This window comes from Anaerolineales bacterium (assembly GCA_003105035.1).
Classification (GTDB): Bacteria; Chloroflexota; Anaerolineae; order Anaerolineales; family UBA4823; genus FEB-25.
Window position 1 is genome coordinate 35,554 of the sequence record PQAL01000033.1, and the last position, 18,281, is coordinate 53,834.

The 18,281-nt window shown below is 51.1% G+C and carries 17 protein-coding genes; 8 read left to right on the plus strand and 9 right to left on the minus strand.

Annotated elements, in window-relative coordinates; all coding sequences use genetic code 11:
- Positions 1-83 precede the first annotated feature (83 nt).
- Positions 84-347, minus strand: a complete 264-nt coding sequence (locus C3F13_13150) for a hypothetical protein (GenBank protein ID PWB51386.1) — start codon at positions 345-347, stop codon at positions 84-86.
- 722 nt (positions 348-1,069) lie between these two features.
- On the opposite strand from C3F13_13150, the gene C3F13_13155 reads away from it, so the two are divergent.
- From C3F13_13155 to C3F13_13175, 5 genes are all read left to right on the plus strand, one after another.
- Complete coding sequence (locus C3F13_13155) at positions 1,070-1,345, plus strand: hypothetical protein (protein ID PWB51387.1); 276 nt, start codon at positions 1,070-1,072, stop codon at positions 1,343-1,345.
- A gap of 53 nt (positions 1,346-1,398) precedes the next feature.
- Complete coding sequence (locus tag C3F13_13160) at positions 1,399-2,352, plus strand: ABC transporter ATP-binding protein (GenBank protein ID PWB51649.1); 954 nt, start codon at positions 1,399-1,401, stop codon at positions 2,350-2,352.
- Positions 2,342-3,145 (plus strand): hypothetical protein, encoded by an 804-nt coding sequence (locus C3F13_13165; GenBank protein ID PWB51388.1) that lies wholly within the window; start codon positions 2,342-2,344, stop codon positions 3,143-3,145. Before C3F13_13160 ends, C3F13_13165 begins: the two co-directional genes overlap by 11 nt.
- A 133-nt stretch (positions 3,146-3,278) precedes the next feature.
- Positions 3,279-4,151, plus strand: coding sequence for a hypothetical protein (locus C3F13_13170; GenBank protein PWB51389.1), 873 nt, complete (start codon positions 3,279-3,281; stop codon positions 4,149-4,151).
- A gap of 241 nt (positions 4,152-4,392) precedes the next feature.
- Complete coding sequence (locus C3F13_13175) at positions 4,393-5,922, plus strand: hypothetical protein (protein ID PWB51390.1); 1,530 nt, start codon at positions 4,393-4,395, stop codon at positions 5,920-5,922.
- A 306-nt stretch (positions 5,923-6,228) separates the two neighbouring features.
- On the opposite strand, the gene C3F13_13180 is transcribed toward C3F13_13175, so the two are convergent.
- Complete coding sequence (locus C3F13_13180) at positions 6,229-7,464, minus strand: FAD-dependent oxidoreductase (GenBank protein ID PWB51391.1); 1,236 nt, start codon at positions 7,462-7,464, stop codon at positions 6,229-6,231.
- Between the two features lie 629 nt (positions 7,465-8,093).
- On the opposite strand from C3F13_13180, the gene C3F13_13185 reads away from it, so the two are divergent.
- Positions 8,094-9,050 carry a hypothetical protein gene (locus C3F13_13185; GenBank protein PWB51392.1) on the plus strand — a complete coding sequence of 319 codons (957 nt, stop codon included), beginning with the start codon at positions 8,094-8,096 and terminating at the stop codon, positions 9,048-9,050.
- Between the two features lie 500 nt (positions 9,051-9,550).
- Here the strand turns inward: C3F13_13185 and C3F13_13190 are convergent, their stop codons facing one another.
- Positions 9,551-10,168, minus strand: coding sequence for a hypothetical protein (locus C3F13_13190; protein PWB51393.1), 618 nt, complete (start codon positions 10,166-10,168; stop codon positions 9,551-9,553).
- A gap of 142 nt (positions 10,169-10,310) precedes the next feature.
- On the opposite strand from C3F13_13190, the gene C3F13_13195 reads away from it, so the two are divergent.
- On the plus strand, positions 10,311-10,568 hold the full coding sequence (locus tag C3F13_13195) for a hypothetical protein (protein PWB51394.1): 258 nt from the start codon (positions 10,311-10,313) through the stop codon (positions 10,566-10,568).
- A complete protein-coding gene (locus tag C3F13_13200; protein PWB51395.1) occupies positions 10,552-11,520 on the plus strand; it encodes an EamA family transporter in 969 nt (322 codons plus the stop codon). The genes C3F13_13195 and C3F13_13200 overlap by 17 nt, the downstream gene beginning before the upstream one ends.
- A 282-nt stretch (positions 11,521-11,802) precedes the next feature.
- On the opposite strand, the gene trpS is transcribed toward C3F13_13200, so the two are convergent.
- From trpS to C3F13_13230, 6 genes are all read right to left on the minus strand, one after another.
- The gene (gene trpS, locus C3F13_13205) at positions 11,803-12,897 is read right to left on the minus strand and encodes a tryptophan--tRNA ligase (GenBank protein ID PWB51396.1); all 1,095 of its coding nucleotides are present in this window, start codon (positions 12,895-12,897) and stop codon (positions 11,803-11,805) included.
- A gap of 47 nt (positions 12,898-12,944) precedes the next feature.
- Positions 12,945-13,754 (minus strand): ZIP family metal transporter, encoded by an 810-nt coding sequence (locus tag C3F13_13210; protein PWB51650.1) that lies wholly within the window; start codon positions 13,752-13,754, stop codon positions 12,945-12,947.
- A gap of 82 nt (positions 13,755-13,836) precedes the next feature.
- Positions 13,837-14,244 carry a hypothetical protein gene (locus C3F13_13215; protein PWB51397.1) on the minus strand — a complete coding sequence of 136 codons (408 nt, stop codon included), beginning with the start codon at positions 14,242-14,244 and terminating at the stop codon, positions 13,837-13,839.
- 77 nt (positions 14,245-14,321) lie between these two features.
- The gene (locus tag C3F13_13220) at positions 14,322-15,356 is read right to left on the minus strand and encodes a hypothetical protein (protein ID PWB51398.1); all 1,035 of its coding nucleotides are present in this window, start codon (positions 15,354-15,356) and stop codon (positions 14,322-14,324) included.
- Positions 15,357-15,383: 27 nt separating this feature from the next.
- Positions 15,384-16,097, minus strand: coding sequence for a hypothetical protein (locus C3F13_13225; protein PWB51399.1), 714 nt, complete (start codon positions 16,095-16,097; stop codon positions 15,384-15,386).
- A gap of 45 nt (positions 16,098-16,142) precedes the next feature.
- The gene (locus C3F13_13230) at positions 16,143-18,215 is read right to left on the minus strand and encodes a hypothetical protein (GenBank protein ID PWB51400.1); all 2,073 of its coding nucleotides are present in this window, start codon (positions 18,213-18,215) and stop codon (positions 16,143-16,145) included.
- Positions 18,216-18,281: the final 66 nt, after the last annotated feature.

Below are 18,281 nucleotides of genomic sequence, written 5' to 3' on the forward strand. Positions count from 1 at the left end.
TTGATCAGAACTAGGGCATGGATGAAAAGTACGGCTCGTAAAAGGGGTGGTTTTGACTCAGAGGCACATCATGATAATACTGATCAGTACACTTGCAGATCTGTTTCACATCTATAGCTTCCCCGATGGTCAGGCGTGCTTGTATACTCCGCACGGGCCTGGTCGGCGTAGGCATCCTGGAAATTGCCGATCACAATGTCCTGCACACCCGAATCACGCAGGTTAAGCGCGAAAGGACGGCCGAGATTACCACATCCCAAGACACCTATCCTTTCCCCCACCAGGGCTTGTGGATCTGCATCTTTTTCGGCGAAGATACGCAATGGAGCTGGAATGTCACTGGACATATTTTTCCTCCCATCTGGCTTATTTCAGCCGAATGAACCATTTTGATCAGGTGAATAGTTAGCTCGCTAAACTACTGAATTGCAATTAATTCCACCGGGTATGAATACTTGATAATTGGTAGTCCCTATTCCAAACAAACAGGGCCAATATTGCTGGCTTAGATTGAATGCTGTTTCCATTCCTAATTTGCAATCTCGGTTCGCAGACAGGTGAGTTTTTTTAGACTACTTCTTTCCGCTTTTATTGAACAAGATTGCTACCATCAACCTGAAACTCAGGCTGATTCATGCCACCAGAGATCGGCTAATTCGCAAGCAAGAGGGTACCCATAATAATTATATACTGTTCACAACACAGCGTCGGTGCTGCCGATTACAAACAGGTTCCTGCAAGGCTGCGGGAAAGTCATCTTTGATTCGGCAATGGTGAGATGAATTGGATGGAGATGGTCTAGAAGGAGATCATGGCATTTCAGCGGGTGGATATTACGGAGAAGTTGATGGTGGAGCATAACCTGAGCCCGGAGGCCCAGTAAGTTGAATTGTGGCTGGATGGGGATAGATAGTACTGGACTGGCCTGCTGTAAACTCTGCTTTTAAAGAATACCCCATCCCAATACCCCATTTATAACCCATTCAGGGGCTGATATTTCAGCCTCTTTTATTTATTATAGGGACGTAAGTCCTAAACACGGACTTCACGGCAAATAAGGGAGGTGTAGATGAAATCAAAACGCACGAATCAAACTAACACTTATTGTATCCAGGTAAAAGAAAAGCTGGATCTGCATATCATGAACAGCTTTGGCGACATTACTCTCACCTCCCTGGATGATGGAAGGACTCTGCTCGTCGGTCCATATGTCGACCAATCTGCCTTGCGAGGATTATTAGACCAGCTTTGGAACCTAAATATCACCATAATATCGGTGGAAAAGATCGAAAATGAAAACCAACAAGCGACAAGGATTTTTGAACAAGGTCAAGGAGAAACATAATGGATACCAATCTGATACAAGAAGTCAAACTGAACTGGGTTTTGAATGAAAACATGCCTTCTGTCATCGAGACACACGGCCTAACCAAGACCTATAAGGGTGTTGAAGCTCTCAAGCCACTCGATCTGCAGGTACAGAAGAACTCGATCTGCGGCTTTCTGGGACCCAACGGGGCTGGAAAGACTACCACCATCAAATTACTGCTGGGCCTGGCGAGACCGACGGGAGGCAGCGCGCGCGTGTTTGGCAAGGACATCGTAAAAGAAAACGATGAGATCCGCCGCCGGGTCGGCTATCTAGCTCAGGACCCGCGCTTCTACGATTACATGACCGCTCGGGAAACCCTGCGCTTCACTGCCCGCTTCTTCTACACCGGACCCAAGGCGGAGATCGAAAGCCGTGTCACCGAAATCCTGGATCTGGTGGGCTTGGCGGATAAGGCCGATCGCCCGATCAAAGGCTTCTCGGGTGGGGAACGACAGCGCCTGGGCATCGCCCAGGCCCAGGTCAACTACCCCGACCTGCTGATCCTGGACGAACCTGCTGCCAACCTCGACCCAATCGGGCGGAAGGATGTGCTGGAGGTGATGGACCGGCTGCGCAAGTACACCACCATCTTCTACTCCACCCACATCCTGGATGATGTCCAGCGCGTCAGCGACACGGTCATCATCCTGAACCGGGGCGCACTGGTCGCCCACGACCAGATCGAGGAGTTGCTGGCCCGGGGCCAGGCGTGCGCCTTCACCCTGACCGTCAAAGGGGACAGTGCTTCGGTGGAAGCCCGCCTGCGCAGTCAGCCCTGGGTGACCGGCATTGAGATGTTATCAAAGAACGGCAGGGTCAGCTGGCAGGTCCGGGTTACCGATCCAGACCTGGCAGAAGCCCAACTGGCGCCGCTGGCGCTGGCTGGCGGCAATGTCACGCTCTGTGAATTTGGACGCAAACCCCAAAACCTTGAGGATGTTTTTATGACCATTGTAAAGGAGAGCAACCATGACCACTAATACGATTTCACTGACCCCGCGCCGCGAGCGCGGCTGGCGGATGGGCTTGGGCAACATGCTTGCCAAGGAAATTGGCTCCTGGCTGCGGACGCGGCGGGGATGGGTGCAGTGTTTGATCGCCCTGCTTCTGTTGAACGGCACGATGGCATTGAATCTGCGAGATAACATGAGTGGGACTCAGAACGCGATCTTGTCCTTCTTGGTGGCAGCGGCGCTCTGTGTGCCGTTTGCCGCCGTCATTCTGGCGCAGGATTCGATCCTGGGCGAGAAGCACTCGGGGACGGCGGCGTGGGTGCTCTCGAAGCCGCTGTGCCGGCCGGTCTACGTGCTGGCGAAGGTGTTCGCACATGGGCTGGGCTTGCTGGTGGCATGGATCGTGGTCCCCGGCACGGTGGCCTACCTCCAGCTCGCAAAGCCTTTGGGCGGCTTCCTCACGCCGCTGCGCTTCGCCGGGGTCTTGGGGCTGGATTACCTAAACCTGCTCTTCTTCCTGACGCTGGCGCTGATGTTGGCCACGCTCTTCAACGGCCGCGGGCCGGTGCTGGGGATCAGCCTGGTGCTGGCGTGGTCAGCGCTGCCATTCGTGGCAGGGCCAATCCACCAATATGCGCCTTGGCTGTATGACATCCTGCCGTGGCAGCTGTTGATTGACTTTAACTTCAACCAGCCCCTGGCAGCCTATTTGATGAATGGCCAACCGCTGCCGACGGTTGTCCCGATCATCGCGACCGTGCTGTGGTGCGTGCTATTCGTCGGAGTAGCCATCTGGCGCATCGGCCGGGAAGAGTTCTAATTCAGAGACCTGGCAGGTATGCAAGATCTGCCAGGTCGATATAACGAGAAAAAATCGTAGCTTCCTGACCTAGAAGAGGAATTGCCAGGAATTTATGCACTGTTAGGCTAATTGATTTTTGTATGAGGGCAAAATGAAATCTATATCCTTAACCAACACAATGGTGGATGCGAATGAGAGAACTTTTCCCAGACTCGTGGCCACACTACAATCCACGCTGCTGGTATTCTTCCTGTTTTTCCCGGTCACTTTCATACAGCTGTTTCTACATGAAGGAGGGCATGCCTTGGTTCACCTGATCGAAGGATATCCTGTCCAGTTTTTATATGCTCACCCCTTCTCGTTTATTGGCTATGTTAGGCCGGGAGGTGACTACTATAACATCTGGAGCCACGCCTCGGGAACAATTTTTGAGATACTTGTTTCGGCAGCGATTTTTATATTATTGTGGAAGTGGCGCTCATTTTATACACTGCCTCTCCTGTTGGTCTTCCCTTGGATTGCACTTTATGATGGGTTGGGTGGACTATTAAGTGGACCGGGTGATGACTATAATTTATTGAGGATCACTGGGTGGTCACCGATACCTTTTTATGCCATCGACTTGATCCTGATCGTTGTGGGGATTTTCTTCCTTTCATCGCTCTTCCCTCTACTCAGCTTAAAGCCTGAGGATAGGAAATCTCTCTTTGTGCTGCCAGCTGGGATGTTGTTATACTCAGCCGTCGGGTTGCTCATTGCGCTTGCCCTCGTTCCTGGCTCACCCATCGACGTTCAATTCGACGTGGGGCAGGAAATCATCATGTCTGCCCGATACCGTCCCATCTTTATGGGATCGATTGGGCTGCTGCTGGCATTGATCTATGGCAGCCTGTACCGTGTTACATATAAAAGGCTTCCTGCCATGTTAAGAACGGAGGGATTATGCCTCTGCTGGAGAGATCTCATTTATCCAGGTGTACTTTTTATCATCAGCCTGGTCCTGGGATTGATCGTTATTCTTTAGGAGCTTCAACAATAAAAATACCCCATCAATACCCCTTATAGGGCCTGCTTTTTGAGGATTGAAGATTTATCATATAAATCGAAAAGCGAAAAGCGTGAATTCTAGATTATCTACAATTCGTGGATAAAAAGGAGGGTGATTAAATATGAGATGTCAAAAAAAGAAACGACAAATATCATCAGTAATACAAAAATTCTTTCGATAGAGAAAATAAAAAGTGTCTCAAATTTTGGAGGAAGAAATGAAGGAGAAAATCATTTATATTTTTTGGAGCGTCGTGTTTTTGTTAGCAGGCGCAGGTTTACTGGTGGGTTATATAGATTATAAAGAGATACCGGAAAAGACCTGGTTCATTGTAGAGGTCGTTGCAAGTGCAGCCTTCGTAGTTACATACTTCTTGGCTGGAACTAAAAAATGGGGTTGGCTCCTACCAGCATTTGTTTTGGCGGGTATGGCGGTTGATTTGAGCACCGAGCTCTACCACACCTTCCTGTCTCAGCCAAACGGTGTGCCCATTATGATCGGTGTTGCTCTCTGGTTTCTTACCGGCTTTTTGATGGATCACAAGCGCTGGGGATTGCTGATTCCGGCATATATCCTGGTCTTTGCTGCGGTAGAAACTGCCATTAATACGATGATCGTACCCTCGATTCTGTATGGTGTGCAAAATACATCAATCCTGTATGCATTAACCTCAGGTGCTGGTACTATGTTCATGCTGGCGCTGCCTTTCTTCGTCGTGTATTTTGTCTCGAAGAAGAGCTGGTGGGCGATCATCCCAGCTGGGCTTCTGGCCAGCATTGCGGTAATGCTTTCCCTTACGATCCTGGTTCCAGGTGAACGAACTGAACATAACGGCCTGTACAGCGGTGTGTTGTTATTGGGCTTCGCGATGACCTTCGGAATTCTGTGGCTGAGACGCAAAACCCAACCCACAGATTGGTCAAAATTCCCGGCAGTAGGTTTACTCGCGTTGTCTATCCTGGCCTTCATCCAGGGTGATGCCTGGAATAGACTTTCCGAACAGACCTCTATTGCTTTCGCAGTAGCCTCTGCCATCTTCTTAATTGCCTACCTGGTACACGGTCTCCGCAAGTGGGGCTGGCTGTTCCCAGTATTGATCTGTGCAGCCATTGCAGTAACCATGTGGATGCTCAGTAATAATATTGGCGATACCCCATGGATAGGCTTACCCATTCTGGCGAGTGTTGCCCTGCCTTTTTACATTGGCTTTGCCTTAGAGCCGAAGAACCGCGGGCTGCTTATCCCGGCATTCGTAATGACCATGTTAATGGTCATATCGATGGCCACGGATTCAGACTATGAAGGCGTAGTGGTGATGTTTACCTTCTCGTTGCCTTTTTTTGCTGTTTCTTTCTGGTCGAGGAAGAATTGGTGGGCATTCATCCCTGCCGGTGTCTTCGCCAGTATCGGTATAGTCGCATTACTTGACATCGTCGTCCCGCAACCGGACTATACTGCTCCGCCATTTACTATGGAATGGGGTGTGTATACATGGGTGTTGTTCCTCGGTTTTGCACTCACATTCGCCATTCCGTGGTTACTTCGCAAGGACCAGCCTTCCAGCTGGACGAAATTCCCGGCAGTGGGTTTCCTGGCACTTTCCATCTTGAACTTAATCCTGGCTGAGAGATTTCAAGAATACTGGCTGGCCGTGATCATGTTCGTTATCGCAGGGCTTTTCATACTCGCAATCCTGGATATAAAGATGGCAGTCGCAGGTCAGCAATCGCGAGAAATCAAGGTGTAAATCGGATTATACGATCAATGCGATTTCATCAATGAATGCAGTGGCATTTCATGCCATAGAATTAGGCAGACAACCACCTCCTTCCCAGTCGGAGGTGGTTGTTCTATAGAAATGCACTTTTATGTAACGAAAACTCGATGAGCACAGATGGGTAATCCACACACAGCGGCTCCTCATATTTAGATTTACGGTTTGATATCCTCTTTTCCTGATAAATTCCTTGCTGGAGGCTTGTTTTAGTTTGTCTTCTTCCTTTTAGATTACGGAAGAATATTGTGTAACTGGTTAAACCACTTTATTCATCCATCAGCTCCCAGTGATCACCTCAGCCAGGTATTGGGCTGATTCTTTGATCCCTAACAGGAAACCAGTGCTAAATTTATTCATCCAGTTCAAACCAATGAAATATAAACCTGGATACCTGGTAACTCCTCGATCGGTCGCAGGATACCTGTATTCATCCAGGATCGGTAGCTGCACCAGGGAGTAATCCGCCAGGTAACCGGTGGCCCAGATGATGGTGCTGATCCCTTCGGCGGCCAGGTCGAGCGACTGGCGGACGGGCACCCGGTAACCATCATCAAGCACTGCCAGTTCCTCCGGTGGAAGCACCAACCCATTGGCCTGAATGTACTTTTCGATTTGAGCGATTACCGTGGTGTAAAAAGCATCGGATTTGGTCAGGTTCTCTTGCAGGTCGGGGGCGAAAATCATTTTTCCATCTTCAAAGCCGCGTGTGTGCCCCAACAGGATGAGCCCATCCCGGCTGAACTTGTGCAGGTTGATATCATGGCCGCCGGCTGCCCCGGTGATATGTGGGGAGGCGAAGAAGCGCTCCTTGGGTGAGTTCAGGTTAGCCACCGTGCGGTCGAGGAATCCGATGCGGGTGAACCAGATGAAGATATCCAACCCGCGGTAGCGCCGGGGAGCCCGCCCCGAAGTGCAGGTTGCTAAAAACACCTTTCGACCTGCCTGGTTCAGCTCCTCGGCAAGCTGGCAGCCCGATTGGGCAGACCCCACGACCAGTACCGCACCTGGCGGCAGGCCCTGCGGGTTGCGGTATTCATCCGAAGCAATCTGCAGAATAGATTGCGGAATCTGCCTGGCATACGGAGGAATGATCACCTGATGATACAGGCCTGTGGCGATGACCACATTTTGCGAGGCGATCGTCCCTGTATCTGTCGTGGTCCGGTAGCGGTACTGGTCATCGGTCGCTTCAACCTGCCTCGCTTCGCTCGCGTAGCGGACGTTGGGATTGAAAACCTGTGTGTAGGCTTCGAAGCGGCGCACGATCTCGTCTTTCGGCATGAAGTTGTCCGGCTCAGGTCCAGAGTATTCCCCCCCGGGCAGCTTGAAGGCCCAATTGGGTGAATTCAACGTAAAAGAATCCCAGCGCCGGTTACGCCAGGCATCGGCGGGTTGGCTGGATTTTTCCAGGATGATATGCTCCCTGCCGGCCTGGGTCAGGAAGTAGCTGAGTGACAAACCGGCCTGGCCCCCACCGATGATGACTATTTCGTATTTTTCTATCAATGGAATGCCTCCTTGCTAATCTTGGTTTCCCCTGAACAATACAATAAAGACCTATATTATCATATTTATATGAGAAGATAGTAAATGGTTGCCAGTATTCAGCTAAATGTGCTTGAAAAATGTATCATACTGCCCACAGAATATTGGAGGAGCGTGCTATGCTGTCTGTGGATATCATTCCGAGCTGTGATATCGATCTGGCGATTTTATCCCGACCCGTAACCCAGCCTAATTGGACAATACTATGGATTGGCTTCTGTGCTCCATACTACAGATGGACATTGAGGCAATTCAGATATAGATAACCTGTAACATTATGGTGATTTTTGTTCATAATATACAACACAGAAAGCTTTTTCCCCCTTAGAATTTTTCCTGTGAACGGAAAAAGCCATGGATACAAAACCCACCGGCTCAACCAATTTTGCTCGCTGACCGACAACGAATATCAGCAAACCTCGAATTAGGGCTTTAATATTAAGCTCAAGTAACCTCTGGGTCTCCCAGTCAGGGAAGTGAAGAATTGGTTTTTTCAATTATTATTACTTATATCATCATAATTCTCTATAATATGATATATTTGGCATTAATATCGATTTGATAGTGAAAACACAAATCTAAAAGAAATGACAATTATGATTCATAAAATAATTTTTTCAGTATTCTTCCTTGGAACTTTGGCGGCATGCGCCAAATCCTCTACTCTTGGGGATATCACTCCCACCTCTATAAAAACCACACCTATTACCAATCGAGTTGCTCCGACTAAGGAAACTATCATCGTTCCATCGATCCCTGAGAGTATCCTGGCGTCACCAACCCCCAAATCCCATCTTGAGATGGCTGACCTTTCCAATTTCCTGACCGCCTGGAACAGTGCTGACGTGGAGATAATTCGCTCCCTCTACACGCAGGATGCTAGGTATTACCCGGAATCGGAGATGCAAAACCTCTATCACCAACAGGCAATCGATGTACTGGTGTCAGACCCTTCCTTTGCTGAGAAGGTCGTAGCACATGATGGGATGACCTTGCGTATCGTTTCTAGCCCGATGATGATCTACAGTAAATTGGTTGCATTCCTGTATCGTTGGGAGAATGACTTCGAAGGATATGATGGTGCTGCCCTTCTGCGGTATGAGGATAATAAAATTTTCCTGCACTGCTACATTGAAGCCAGCCAACTGACGCCCAATCCAATTGATGATACCAACTACGTTGATTACATCAACCTGGATAATTTGATGAAGATTTGGGCGGATGCTGACCAGAATGCTGCGCAGGAAATTTACAGTAAAAATATCATCTTCCTCAGTGATGAGGATTTAGCTCAGGCATCGTGGCGTGATTTTTCAGTTCCCCCCAGCACGAAACAATTATTGACCCAGTTTAGCGGCTGGAATCCAACCATAATCGGGACACCGCAACGGGTCGGAGACCTGGTAATTCTTGCCTGGCATTGGGAAGCGTTTGATTATCCAAAAGGTTATGGAGTTCGCCTGCTCCAGTATAAGGATGCGCAAATATCAGCTGACATCCGTTATGCCATTCGTCCGTGGGAAGCAGATGGCAAGCCATTTATGAGTCCGTGAAACAAATAATTGATAGACCCTGTGACGACCAGGAATGTACCTGAGCAGGTACCATTTCAGCAATGGACCTGTGAGAGATGCGCCATCCCATGGCATACTCAAGTCATCTAGTTTTTAAAATCCATATTATTCAGGATAAGTAGTTGTAAATAATAAGGGAGTCCTCCGTAAAATTGCCCAACTTATTATTTTTGTCGGATTACCTTCCTTATGCTTTTTCGGTTTGCCTGTAGTGGAACAAGCACTGCCACTGTGGCGGGCGTATCGGTGAAAACCGCACCACCAAGCGCTATATCATCACCTACAGCCGGAGCAACATGATGGGGGAAGGCCAAGCGGCAGGGTGATGAATTTACATACATTATCTTCGAGCCGTAGAGCCACTGGCAGAGGCAGGTGATTAACGCTAGCAGGCCCGGGAGATGGAGATGGGCATCCAGTTTGAGGTGCGCCAGCCTGGCTTGCTGCCTGTAAACTACAATGCGGTGTGTGAAAACCAGCTAGCCTTGCTCGGATTTGCTCCTTGTATAATGCCGGCGTGCCTTGGCGCGGTTGCCACAGGATTCCATCGAACACCAGCGCCGGGAGTGATTTTTACTCATATCGACGAAAAGGTAGCCACAGCCCCGGTCATCTTCGCACTCCCTCACGCGCTGAACGGTCTCGGAGGTCAGCAGATCAGCTGCCGCCAGGCCCACCGTCCAGGTAATCAGGCGGGTGTCATCTCCGCCCGCATTCCATTGCCACTGCAGTCTCTCGCCTGCCTGGACGAGGGTGCGGTGCGCCATGGCATCTTTGACCACGGAGTTCAAAATACCCAGATCTTTATCTGCCAGGGGCATACCCGCATAACGATTGGAGAAGATATGGTAAATGGCTTCCCTGAGCTGGATGGCAGCTTCATAGGCAGGCTGGGTGACTGAAGGATTTTCAATAGCCAGCCGGGATAATTGATCGGCTGCCTCAGCAGTAAGTAGATTTGCAGCCCTGGCAAAGCTTACCAGGTCTGAAAAGCTGTGCAGGCTTTCCTGCGGATGCTCACTGGCGTGCCAGTTGCTGGTGTTGGCAAAATCCAGGCAGATGTTACCAGCTTCCAGATCATATGAATCTTCACTCATTTATCACCTAACCTTCAAAAACCACTTGACAGGTTATAATTTTTATGCTACTATCTAACCATCAATACTATTATAGCTGGTTATGAGGTGAAAGTCAAGGGGTACCAGCACCAAAGGGGATAAGCAAGACAAGAGGTGTGACATGGTGAGAATCGGTTTTGATCCTGGTTTGGAAGCAGAGCAGCAACATCGCGAGCTGATTAAGCAAAGCGAATACTACCGTTTATTACAGACTGGGTCACCAGCATTGCGTGGTAGACCCAGTAACCATTTGAGGATCCTGGCGCAATTGGGCACCCGACTGGCCATGTTCGGGTCTGCTCTGGAAGAGCGGTACGGCCAACCATCTGAGCTTTTGCCACGGGAAAACCCGGCTGGCATGGATGATGGTATCTCCTAGGATGAACATCATGAAAACACGCATGTGGTTGGCCTTGTTCATTTTATATATTGCCTGGGGGACGACCTACCTGGCGATTCGCTATGCCGTCGAAACGATCCCGCCATTCTTTGTGGCCGGGGTACGCTTTCTGCTGGCTGGCCTGGTCTTGTATCTCTGGCGGCGCCTGGCAGGCGACCCAGCCCCATCACTGAGACTGTGGCGTTCAGCCTCGATCAGCGGAATTTTATTGTTGGTGGGCGGTATCGGTGGCCTGACCCTGGCGGAGCAGGTTGTACCTTCCGGGATGGCGGCATTGATCGTGGCAGCCACACCGCTATGGGTGATCCTGATTGAGGCCGTTCGCCCGGGTGGGCAGCGTCCCAGCCTACGTACATTGTCAGGTGTGCTCATCGGCCTAGTGGGTATCTTCCTCCTGTTGGGTTCCCACCAAGCGGAGATCAGTCACGCGGGTAATGAAATGTTGGGGATCATCATCCTGTTCGCCGCTGGGTTATCGTGGGCAGGGGGCTCAATTTATACTCACAACCTGCCCAAGGGAGGTTTTCCATTACTAGAAACTGGCATGCAGCTGCTCGTGGGAAGTGCTGGCTCGTTTTTGCTGGGTTTGCTTATGGGAGAAGCCCGCGGGTTTAATCTCAGGGTGGTCAGCCTGCAGTCTGCGTTTGGAGTAGGTTACCTGGTCGTTGTCGGGTCGCTAATCGGCTATGTTTGCTACACATGGCTGCTGCGTGTTGCGCCTACTTCGCTGGTGATGACCTACGCGTACGTCAACCCCCTGGTGGCAGTGCTGCTGGGGACGTTGCTGGCGGGCGAGGTACTCACCTCCATGATGCTGGTCGCCACCCCATTGATCCTGGGTGCAATTGGGTTGATCCACTGGCACCAGCCGGAACAGAAGCCACACGCCGTCGCTCAGGTTAGCATGGAAGCTTCCCCGGGGTGCGATTAGCCCGATGGGTTGGGAAAAGCACGACGGGGATGAGGTGAATTTGATGGTCATTGCTTCAACCAGCGATGTATGCTGGTTGAAGCAATCTTCAAGAGACGAGCGTATTCGACTTGCACATAGGATTGTTTCAGCAGTAGGTTGGGGTGACCTGGTACGCACTTTACCGGTTGAGGGCTGCTTTTGCCCGAAACCCAACACTCTTTATGTAGACGTTGGGTTTCACATAAACCGTTCAACCCAACCTACCAACTCGAGCGCCCTCCTCGCAACACCTTATCGTTGTTATTTATACTCCATGTGCATCACCTGTCTCACTTCACGCAGCGTCTGCTCACCCACCTGGCGTGCCTGCCTCACCCCTGCATCCAGCATCGTTTGAAGGTAATCCCGATCCCCTTCAAACTGCCTGCGCCTGAGGCGGATCGGGCGGAGATACTCATTGAGTGATTCAGTCAACATTTTTTTTAGGTTTTCGCCACCACCAGCCCCGATGCTCTCTGCAATGGCTGAAGGCGCTTCTCCGGTCACCAGGCTGATCAAGGTGAGCAGGTTGGCTACTTCCGGCCGGTGAAGCGGGTCATAGGTGATGTGCTTGTCGGCATCTGTTTTGGCTTTCTTGATCAGGGCGGCAGTCTCATCTTCTGTGGCTGCCAGCTCGATGGAATTATGCCTGCTCTTGCTCATTTTTTTCGAGCCGTCCAACCCCAGGATGAGGGGTGCATTGCTTAATAATGCCTGTGGTTCAGGGAATACAGGCACTTCACCGGTATAGCGCTCGTTGAACCGACGGGCAATCGTGCGGGTTACTTCCACATGGGGTAGCTGGTCTTTTCCCACCGGCACCACGTTACCCTTGCAGAACAAGATATCGGCTGCCTGGTGCACGGGATACGTATACATCCCGGCATTGATCTGGCTACGCCCGGCAGCCTGGATCTCATCCTTCACCGTAGGGTTGCGGTTCAGCTCAGCAATGGTTACTAAAGTCAGGAAGGGCAGCAACAGTTGGTTGAGCTCAGGCACATGGCTGTGTGGGAAGATGAATGTCCTGCCATCCTCAGGGTCAATGCCCACCGATAAGTAATCGATGGCCAGCTGCAGGGTGTTCTCAGCGATGGTCTCCGAGCTGTCACGGTCGGTCAACACCTGGTAATCGGCGATGACGATATACGTCTGGACACCCAGGCGCTCAAGGCGCAGGCGGTTCAGCAACGACCCGAACAGGTGGCCCACATGCAGGCGCCCGGTCGGGCGATCGCCGGTCAACACCCGGTAATTCCCTGGGTGGACGGGCAGGTCGGCTTCGAGGGCCTGGCTGCGTTTCAGGGTAGCCTGGTAGGAAGTGTAATCAATCTCCCCGGAATCGAGTTTATCCATAATTCACTCTCACCCCTCCGAGAGATTATAGTTGTATTTTTAAGGTTTTAAGTCCAGATTTCGAGCAGCATCATTAGAGCGAAACCAGCCATGGCTGCCACAGTGGGCAGGTTGGTATTGCCTTCCCGCTGGCACTCCGGGATGAGCTCCTCCACCACCACGTAGAACATGGCACCGGCAGCGAACGACATGGCATAGGGGAGAAGTGGGGTGATGGCGATCACCGCCGCGGCACCAACCACGCCAGCAATCGGTTCTACCATACCCGAGAATTGCCCATACCAGAAGCTCTTGCCGACTGACATACCTTCCCTTCTGAGTGGCAAAGCGATGGCCATCCCTTCGGGGAAGTTCTGAATGCCAATGCCCACCGCCAACGCGATGGCACTCGCCAGGCTCACCTGGTGGGTGAGTGAAGCAGCCGCACCGAAGGCCACACCCACCGCCAGGCCTTCAGGGATATTATGCAGGGTCACTGCCAGCATGAGCAGCGTGCTGCGTTTCCAGCTGGTAGGCACCCCTTCAATATCAGCGTCCGGAAACCCCAGGTGTAAGTGCGGGAGCAGGCGGTCAATCAGCCATAGTACACCACCACCCAGAAGAAAACCCACCACGGGGGGGAACCATACCGGCATTGGACCGCCTTGGGATAATTCCACAGAGGGGGCCAGCAAGGACCAGTATGCAGCCGCGATCATCACCCCCGCGGCAAACCCAAGCATGGCATTCAGGAACCGATTGCTTACTCGCCTGGTCAAGAACACCGTGCATGCTCCCAATCCAGTGAGGGCCCAGGTAAATAGCGTGGCGATCAGTGCCTGCACTACCGGGCTTAAGGTAATGAATTTATCGATGATCAAGTGATACTCCGGCCTCTTAATAATGCAAATATTCGATCGAGCATTTAGATAATTGACTCAGCAACGAGCTTACCAACGCTTACACTTTTGCCATGGGGAGATTGGTCCCGCAATATGGGCAGTCAGCGGATTGCGGCCCAGTCCACTTCACCTCGTGCCCGCGGACAGGGCCATTGCAGCTCGGGCAGGCCTGTGGGAGCAGCTCCAGGTGGTGCTCCACCGCGGTTGGGGCAGGTGGCCTTTCAATTGGCGCAACAGTGGGCTGACTAGATGGTGAATTCGGCACTTCTTCAGCCTTTTCTTGATAGGCTGTAGGAATATAGCGCCTCAGCAAGGCTTCATAGATAGCGCTGATGGCGATCAGTACCAGGATGCCAGGGAAAAATGGCCCCCTGGAAAACAGATAATACAGCCCTCCAGCCCACAGGATGATATGGAAGATCTGCCAGATGCCTACCAGTTGCCGCTTGGTTTTATTATCGCTCATCGTTTTTCTCCAAAAGATGCTATCCCGTCCAGTTTAGCATCATTCCTAATTTGGGTAGATTTTAATAAGCATTATTTTTAGTACGATGATCTACCCTGACACAGATTGTCCAAGGCTTTTTGTGCTTCCATCGCTAACTGCTGTTGATGCGTGGTCTTGCTGTCTTTTAATTCTGCCAAGACGATTTGTAATGCCATCTGATAAGCCCGGTTGAAGCTCTGCTCGGGGGGCAGCGCAATATCTGGTGTCACGCCGATCCCTTCCCAGTCTGTACCGGTGAGTGGGCTGAGGCTGCAGCCGATGGGAATGAAAGCCTCGAAGTGGGGTGAGATCCGGTAGGATGCCCCTGGATGGGCACCTCCATCGGTTTTCTCGCCGATGATCACTCCGCGTTTTCGGGTGTGCAGGATGAAAGCCATCTCTTCGCCGGCTGAGAATGTTTTTTTGCTGGTGAGCAAAAATATTGGCGTGTCAGGGAAGCGCCTTCCAGGTATGTATGGCAGTGTCCAGAACTGCTGGGTGAGATCATCATCCCGCCAGTAGATGCTGTCCAGCAAGAGGGGTTCTTCATCGAACAGGTAAGTGCACACCAGGGCCACCATGCCCGGATAGCCCCCGGTGCAGTTACGCAGGTCGATAATCACTGCTGAACAGGATGATAGATATTTCATTGCTTCAACTGCTGTCTCTCCACCCCAGGCTGGGCGATGAAAATAGTGGATGTCGACATAGCCGATATTCCCAGGCAGCCTTTCAAGCATATGGAAACCATAATGGTCCAGCCGGGCTTCTTCCTTTCGTGCAGCCTGCCAGGTTGGGTCTAACCTCAGTGCCTCGGTGTTCTCAGGTAATACCTGGGCGTGCCATCTGACCCATAAATGTTCATCGTGATTCACTTCCTGCAGTTGCAGGGTCAGCCCAAGGGCAAACAGCGAACCCGAATCGAGGTTTTCAAACGCACCCTCCTGCAGGCACTTGAGCAAATATTTGCTGATCTGCTCAGCCTGATCGGGGAAGACATAGCATGCTTTCAGCTTTTCACAAAGCGTTACAATGATTTCTAGCTTTGTTTTGGAATTTATGGTTTCGTTATCCTGTCTCATGGTAGGCATATCATACTCAACCCAAACGCTTTTCCTTTAGATACGCGGCACCCAGCCAGGCACGCGCTGCCGGTATGCCTCCCAGGTATCTCCAAACTCAATAAAAAGGGCTGCCTCCTCCTTGTGAGCGCGATAGATCAGCCCGAACATCATGATAGCATAAACCAGCATCGTCCAGGTGAGGTACATCAGTAAGCCTCCCCAGCAGGCCAGGATCACCCCCAGGTACATGGGGTGCCGGATGTAGGCGAATGGTCCACTGGTGACCAGCTTATGGTCCTGTTGTAAGCGAACCCCGAACCCGCTCGAGGCGTTGAAATTCGACCCCAGTGTGTGCATACCCCACAAATAGAGCAACAGGCTGGGGAAGTACAGGACTGCTCCGAGTAAGAGGATGATAAACTCAGCTATCGAGCTCAAGTGAACCGGCAGGGGCTTCCAGATCACCACTGCCAAAGCGATGAAAAACAGGCTTGCCACAGCCAGGTAGGATGTGCGCAGGATTATTTTTGATGAACCTGTCTCCAGGCCTGATGGACGCTCTTGTGCCCGAAGGATTTGGTAAATGGCAAATACCAGGCAGGCAATACCAGCCACCCCGCCCAAGAACTTCAGGAAATATTCAATCGTAATCACGGCACAGATATACTCGATGTTATCGTGTTTACTGGCATTGAAGAATTGAGAAAAAATATACTCAATTCTAGTATGAAACGATCTTTTACACCAATATTTATTAAAAAGAAGCAGCGATCGTGATCCAACCGATCGCTGCTTTTCTGTTAGTTTATCAGGTTACCACCTTAGTATTATCGGCGCATAAATCGTAATCATCTGTTTCGTGATCTCATTTGTAACTGTGCCGCCTTGGTCGTTATAGTTGCCGGTTTCATCTGTAAATATCCAGGAGTCAGTGTAGATGCCGACTTCTGTGTGGGTCGTACCCGCTAGATCCAGGCCTGCCAGCTGCTCCTGCTCAACTCCCAAGCAGCTGCCCGTTGCAGTATGGGCTAGCCCGTCGTATGCTACTTTATAGGGTGTGACTGTGCACACTGCGTCAGCTTTACTGATCTCAATATCCACGCTGCCAGATGCATCGCTGTAATTCCCGCTGGCATCGCTGAATGTCCAGTCGGCTGTCCCACCTGGGACGTTGGTGTAGGAATCGCCCAGGTCGACACCGGCGAGCGGTTTGTCATCCACGCCCAGGCATTCGCCCGACGCCCCGTGAGCTTCACTGTCATACACGCCGGTCCAGCCTTCGATGGTGCAGGTGGCAGTAGCCTTGCTGATCTCATTTGTCAGCGGGCCACTCTGGTCGGAATAATTCGCATTGGTGAACGTCCAGGTATCGTCATATGAGCCAGCATTGGTATGGATGGTTCCACTGAGGTCCAAGCCGGTCAACTCTTCACCGGTCACCCCTGTGCAGCTGCCCGTTGCGGTGTGCGCGGTACCATCATAGGTAACATCATAGGCGGTCACTTCACACACAGCAGCTGCTTTATTGATTGTATTCACAATGGTGCCATCCTGATCCGTGTAGTTTTCGGTTGTATCCGTAAAGGTCCACGCATCCGTATAGCTGCCGGCAGCGATGTGAGTGGTTCCGCTCAGGTCGAGCCCAGCCAATTCCTCATCATGAACCCCCACGCAGGAGCCTGTGGCAGTGTGTTCCTCGCCGTTGAAAGTAACATCATAGGGGGTTACCGTGCACTGTGCTTCTGCAGGGGTGATCTCAAGGAAGTTACCCGTGTAGGTCAGGTCATAATCGGCCGTGACTGCCAGGGTACCCCGGGTGATGGCATACTGCCCAACGATCTCACCTGCATCCCTGGTAAGCGTACCTGTGAAGGTATCATCGAAAACCAGCTCGGGGGTATAGTCGTAGGTAAATTCAGGATCTTGGTCGCCGTAGACCTTGGTCTGCGGGTCGGCTGTCACAGCCAGCGGTCTGCGCTGGACAGACACATTTTGATAGGCAGAATTGGGGGCAAAATAGGTTCCTCCATCATATGAAGCAGTGAGCTTGTGGATTTCACTCCCCACCGCACCGGGCGTATACGTGGTAGTGCAGGTTGCAGTGCCTTCCTGGCCATCTAAGTTACATGGGTTGGGAGAGAAACTACCGCTTCCGTCAGAAGTCCAATTAATGTCCCCATCGGGTGTTACCGATCCCCCAATATGGGTCACGGTTACCTGGCAGGTCAGGCTGTCACCATAGGTGACCACTGGCGTCCCATCTCCGCAAGACACGCTCATATCGGAGGTAAACACGTAATAGACTGTGATCTGCATATTGTCCACTTCTGCTTGACGGTTATTATTTCCATTATTTGTCCTTGAAACAGATATCACAGCCCCGAAATTCGTGTTGTTGACATCCTCTGGGAGCCAGGACTCACCCCATAAATCTGTCGGTCCGCCGTAGGTTACTAAAGTAAAAGCGGTCGTCCAGATTGTGGAGGTCAAGGCCCTATTCTCCCCAATGATTGAGCCATTTTTTACAAGTTTGACGACATTGTCATAGACGCCCGCATTGTGATCACTCACAGCGCGATTGATGGTTAACTCAATTCCTGTGATGGTCGCCTCGGGAGGCACATTGAAACCGAATTCCGATCCTTGGAGGTAATTTGAGGTCACACGTCCAATCAATAACGCTGAAGCGGTGATAGTATCCTGATCTGAAATGTTACCTGGATTTTGCCAGGCAACAGTCCCGATCCCGGTAACATTCGTGCCGACTGCGGGATAATTCGGCCCAACCGAATCCGCCATGGCTTTCGAAGCCGGCAAAGCTACAATCAGTGTGAGAATGACGATAGCACCTGCCACAAATGCAAAGATTGACTTCAATAATTTCATAGATAAGATCTCCTCTGTTTTCTAGGTTTAAATCTGCAAGAGTATACCGGAGAAAAACATGCCGAC

Bases quoted from the DNA above. Each gene is read 5' to 3' on its own strand.
- C3F13_13215 (PWB51397.1), bottom strand. From the start codon at position 14,244: ATGAGCGATAATAAAACCAAGCGGCAACTGGTAGGCATCTGGCAGATC.
- C3F13_13155 (PWB51387.1), top strand. From the start codon at position 1,070: ATGAAATCAAAACGCACGAATCAAACTAACACTTATTGTATCCAGGTA.
- C3F13_13175 (PWB51390.1), top strand. From the start codon at position 4,393: ATGAAGGAGAAAATCATTTATATTTTTTGGAGCGTCGTGTTTTTGTTA.
- C3F13_13190 (PWB51393.1), bottom strand. From the start codon at position 10,168: ATGAGTGAAGATTCATATGATCTGGAAGCTGGTAACATCTGCCTGGAT.
- C3F13_13230 (PWB51400.1), bottom strand. From the start codon at position 18,215: ATGAAATTATTGAAGTCAATCTTTGCATTTGTGGCAGGTGCTATCGTC.
- C3F13_13150 (PWB51386.1), bottom strand. From the start codon at position 347: ATGTCCAGTGACATTCCAGCTCCATTGCGTATCTTCGCCGAAAAAGAT.
- C3F13_13200 (PWB51395.1), top strand. From the start codon at position 10,552: ATGATGGTATCTCCTAGGATGAACATCATGAAAACACGCATGTGGTTG.
- C3F13_13195 (PWB51394.1), top strand. From the start codon at position 10,311: ATGGTGAGAATCGGTTTTGATCCTGGTTTGGAAGCAGAGCAGCAACAT.
- trpS (PWB51396.1), bottom strand. From the start codon at position 12,897: ATGGATAAACTCGATTCCGGGGAGATTGATTACACTTCCTACCAGGCT.
- C3F13_13165 (PWB51388.1), top strand. From the start codon at position 2,342: ATGACCACTAATACGATTTCACTGACCCCGCGCCGCGAGCGCGGCTGG.
- C3F13_13170 (PWB51389.1), top strand. From the start codon at position 3,279: ATGAAATCTATATCCTTAACCAACACAATGGTGGATGCGAATGAGAGA.
- C3F13_13160 (PWB51649.1), top strand. From the start codon at position 1,399: ATGCCTTCTGTCATCGAGACACACGGCCTAACCAAGACCTATAAGGGT.
- C3F13_13185 (PWB51392.1), top strand. From the start codon at position 8,094: ATGATTCATAAAATAATTTTTTCAGTATTCTTCCTTGGAACTTTGGCG.
- C3F13_13220 (PWB51398.1), bottom strand. From the start codon at position 15,356: ATGCCTACCATGAGACAGGATAACGAAACCATAAATTCCAAAACAAAG.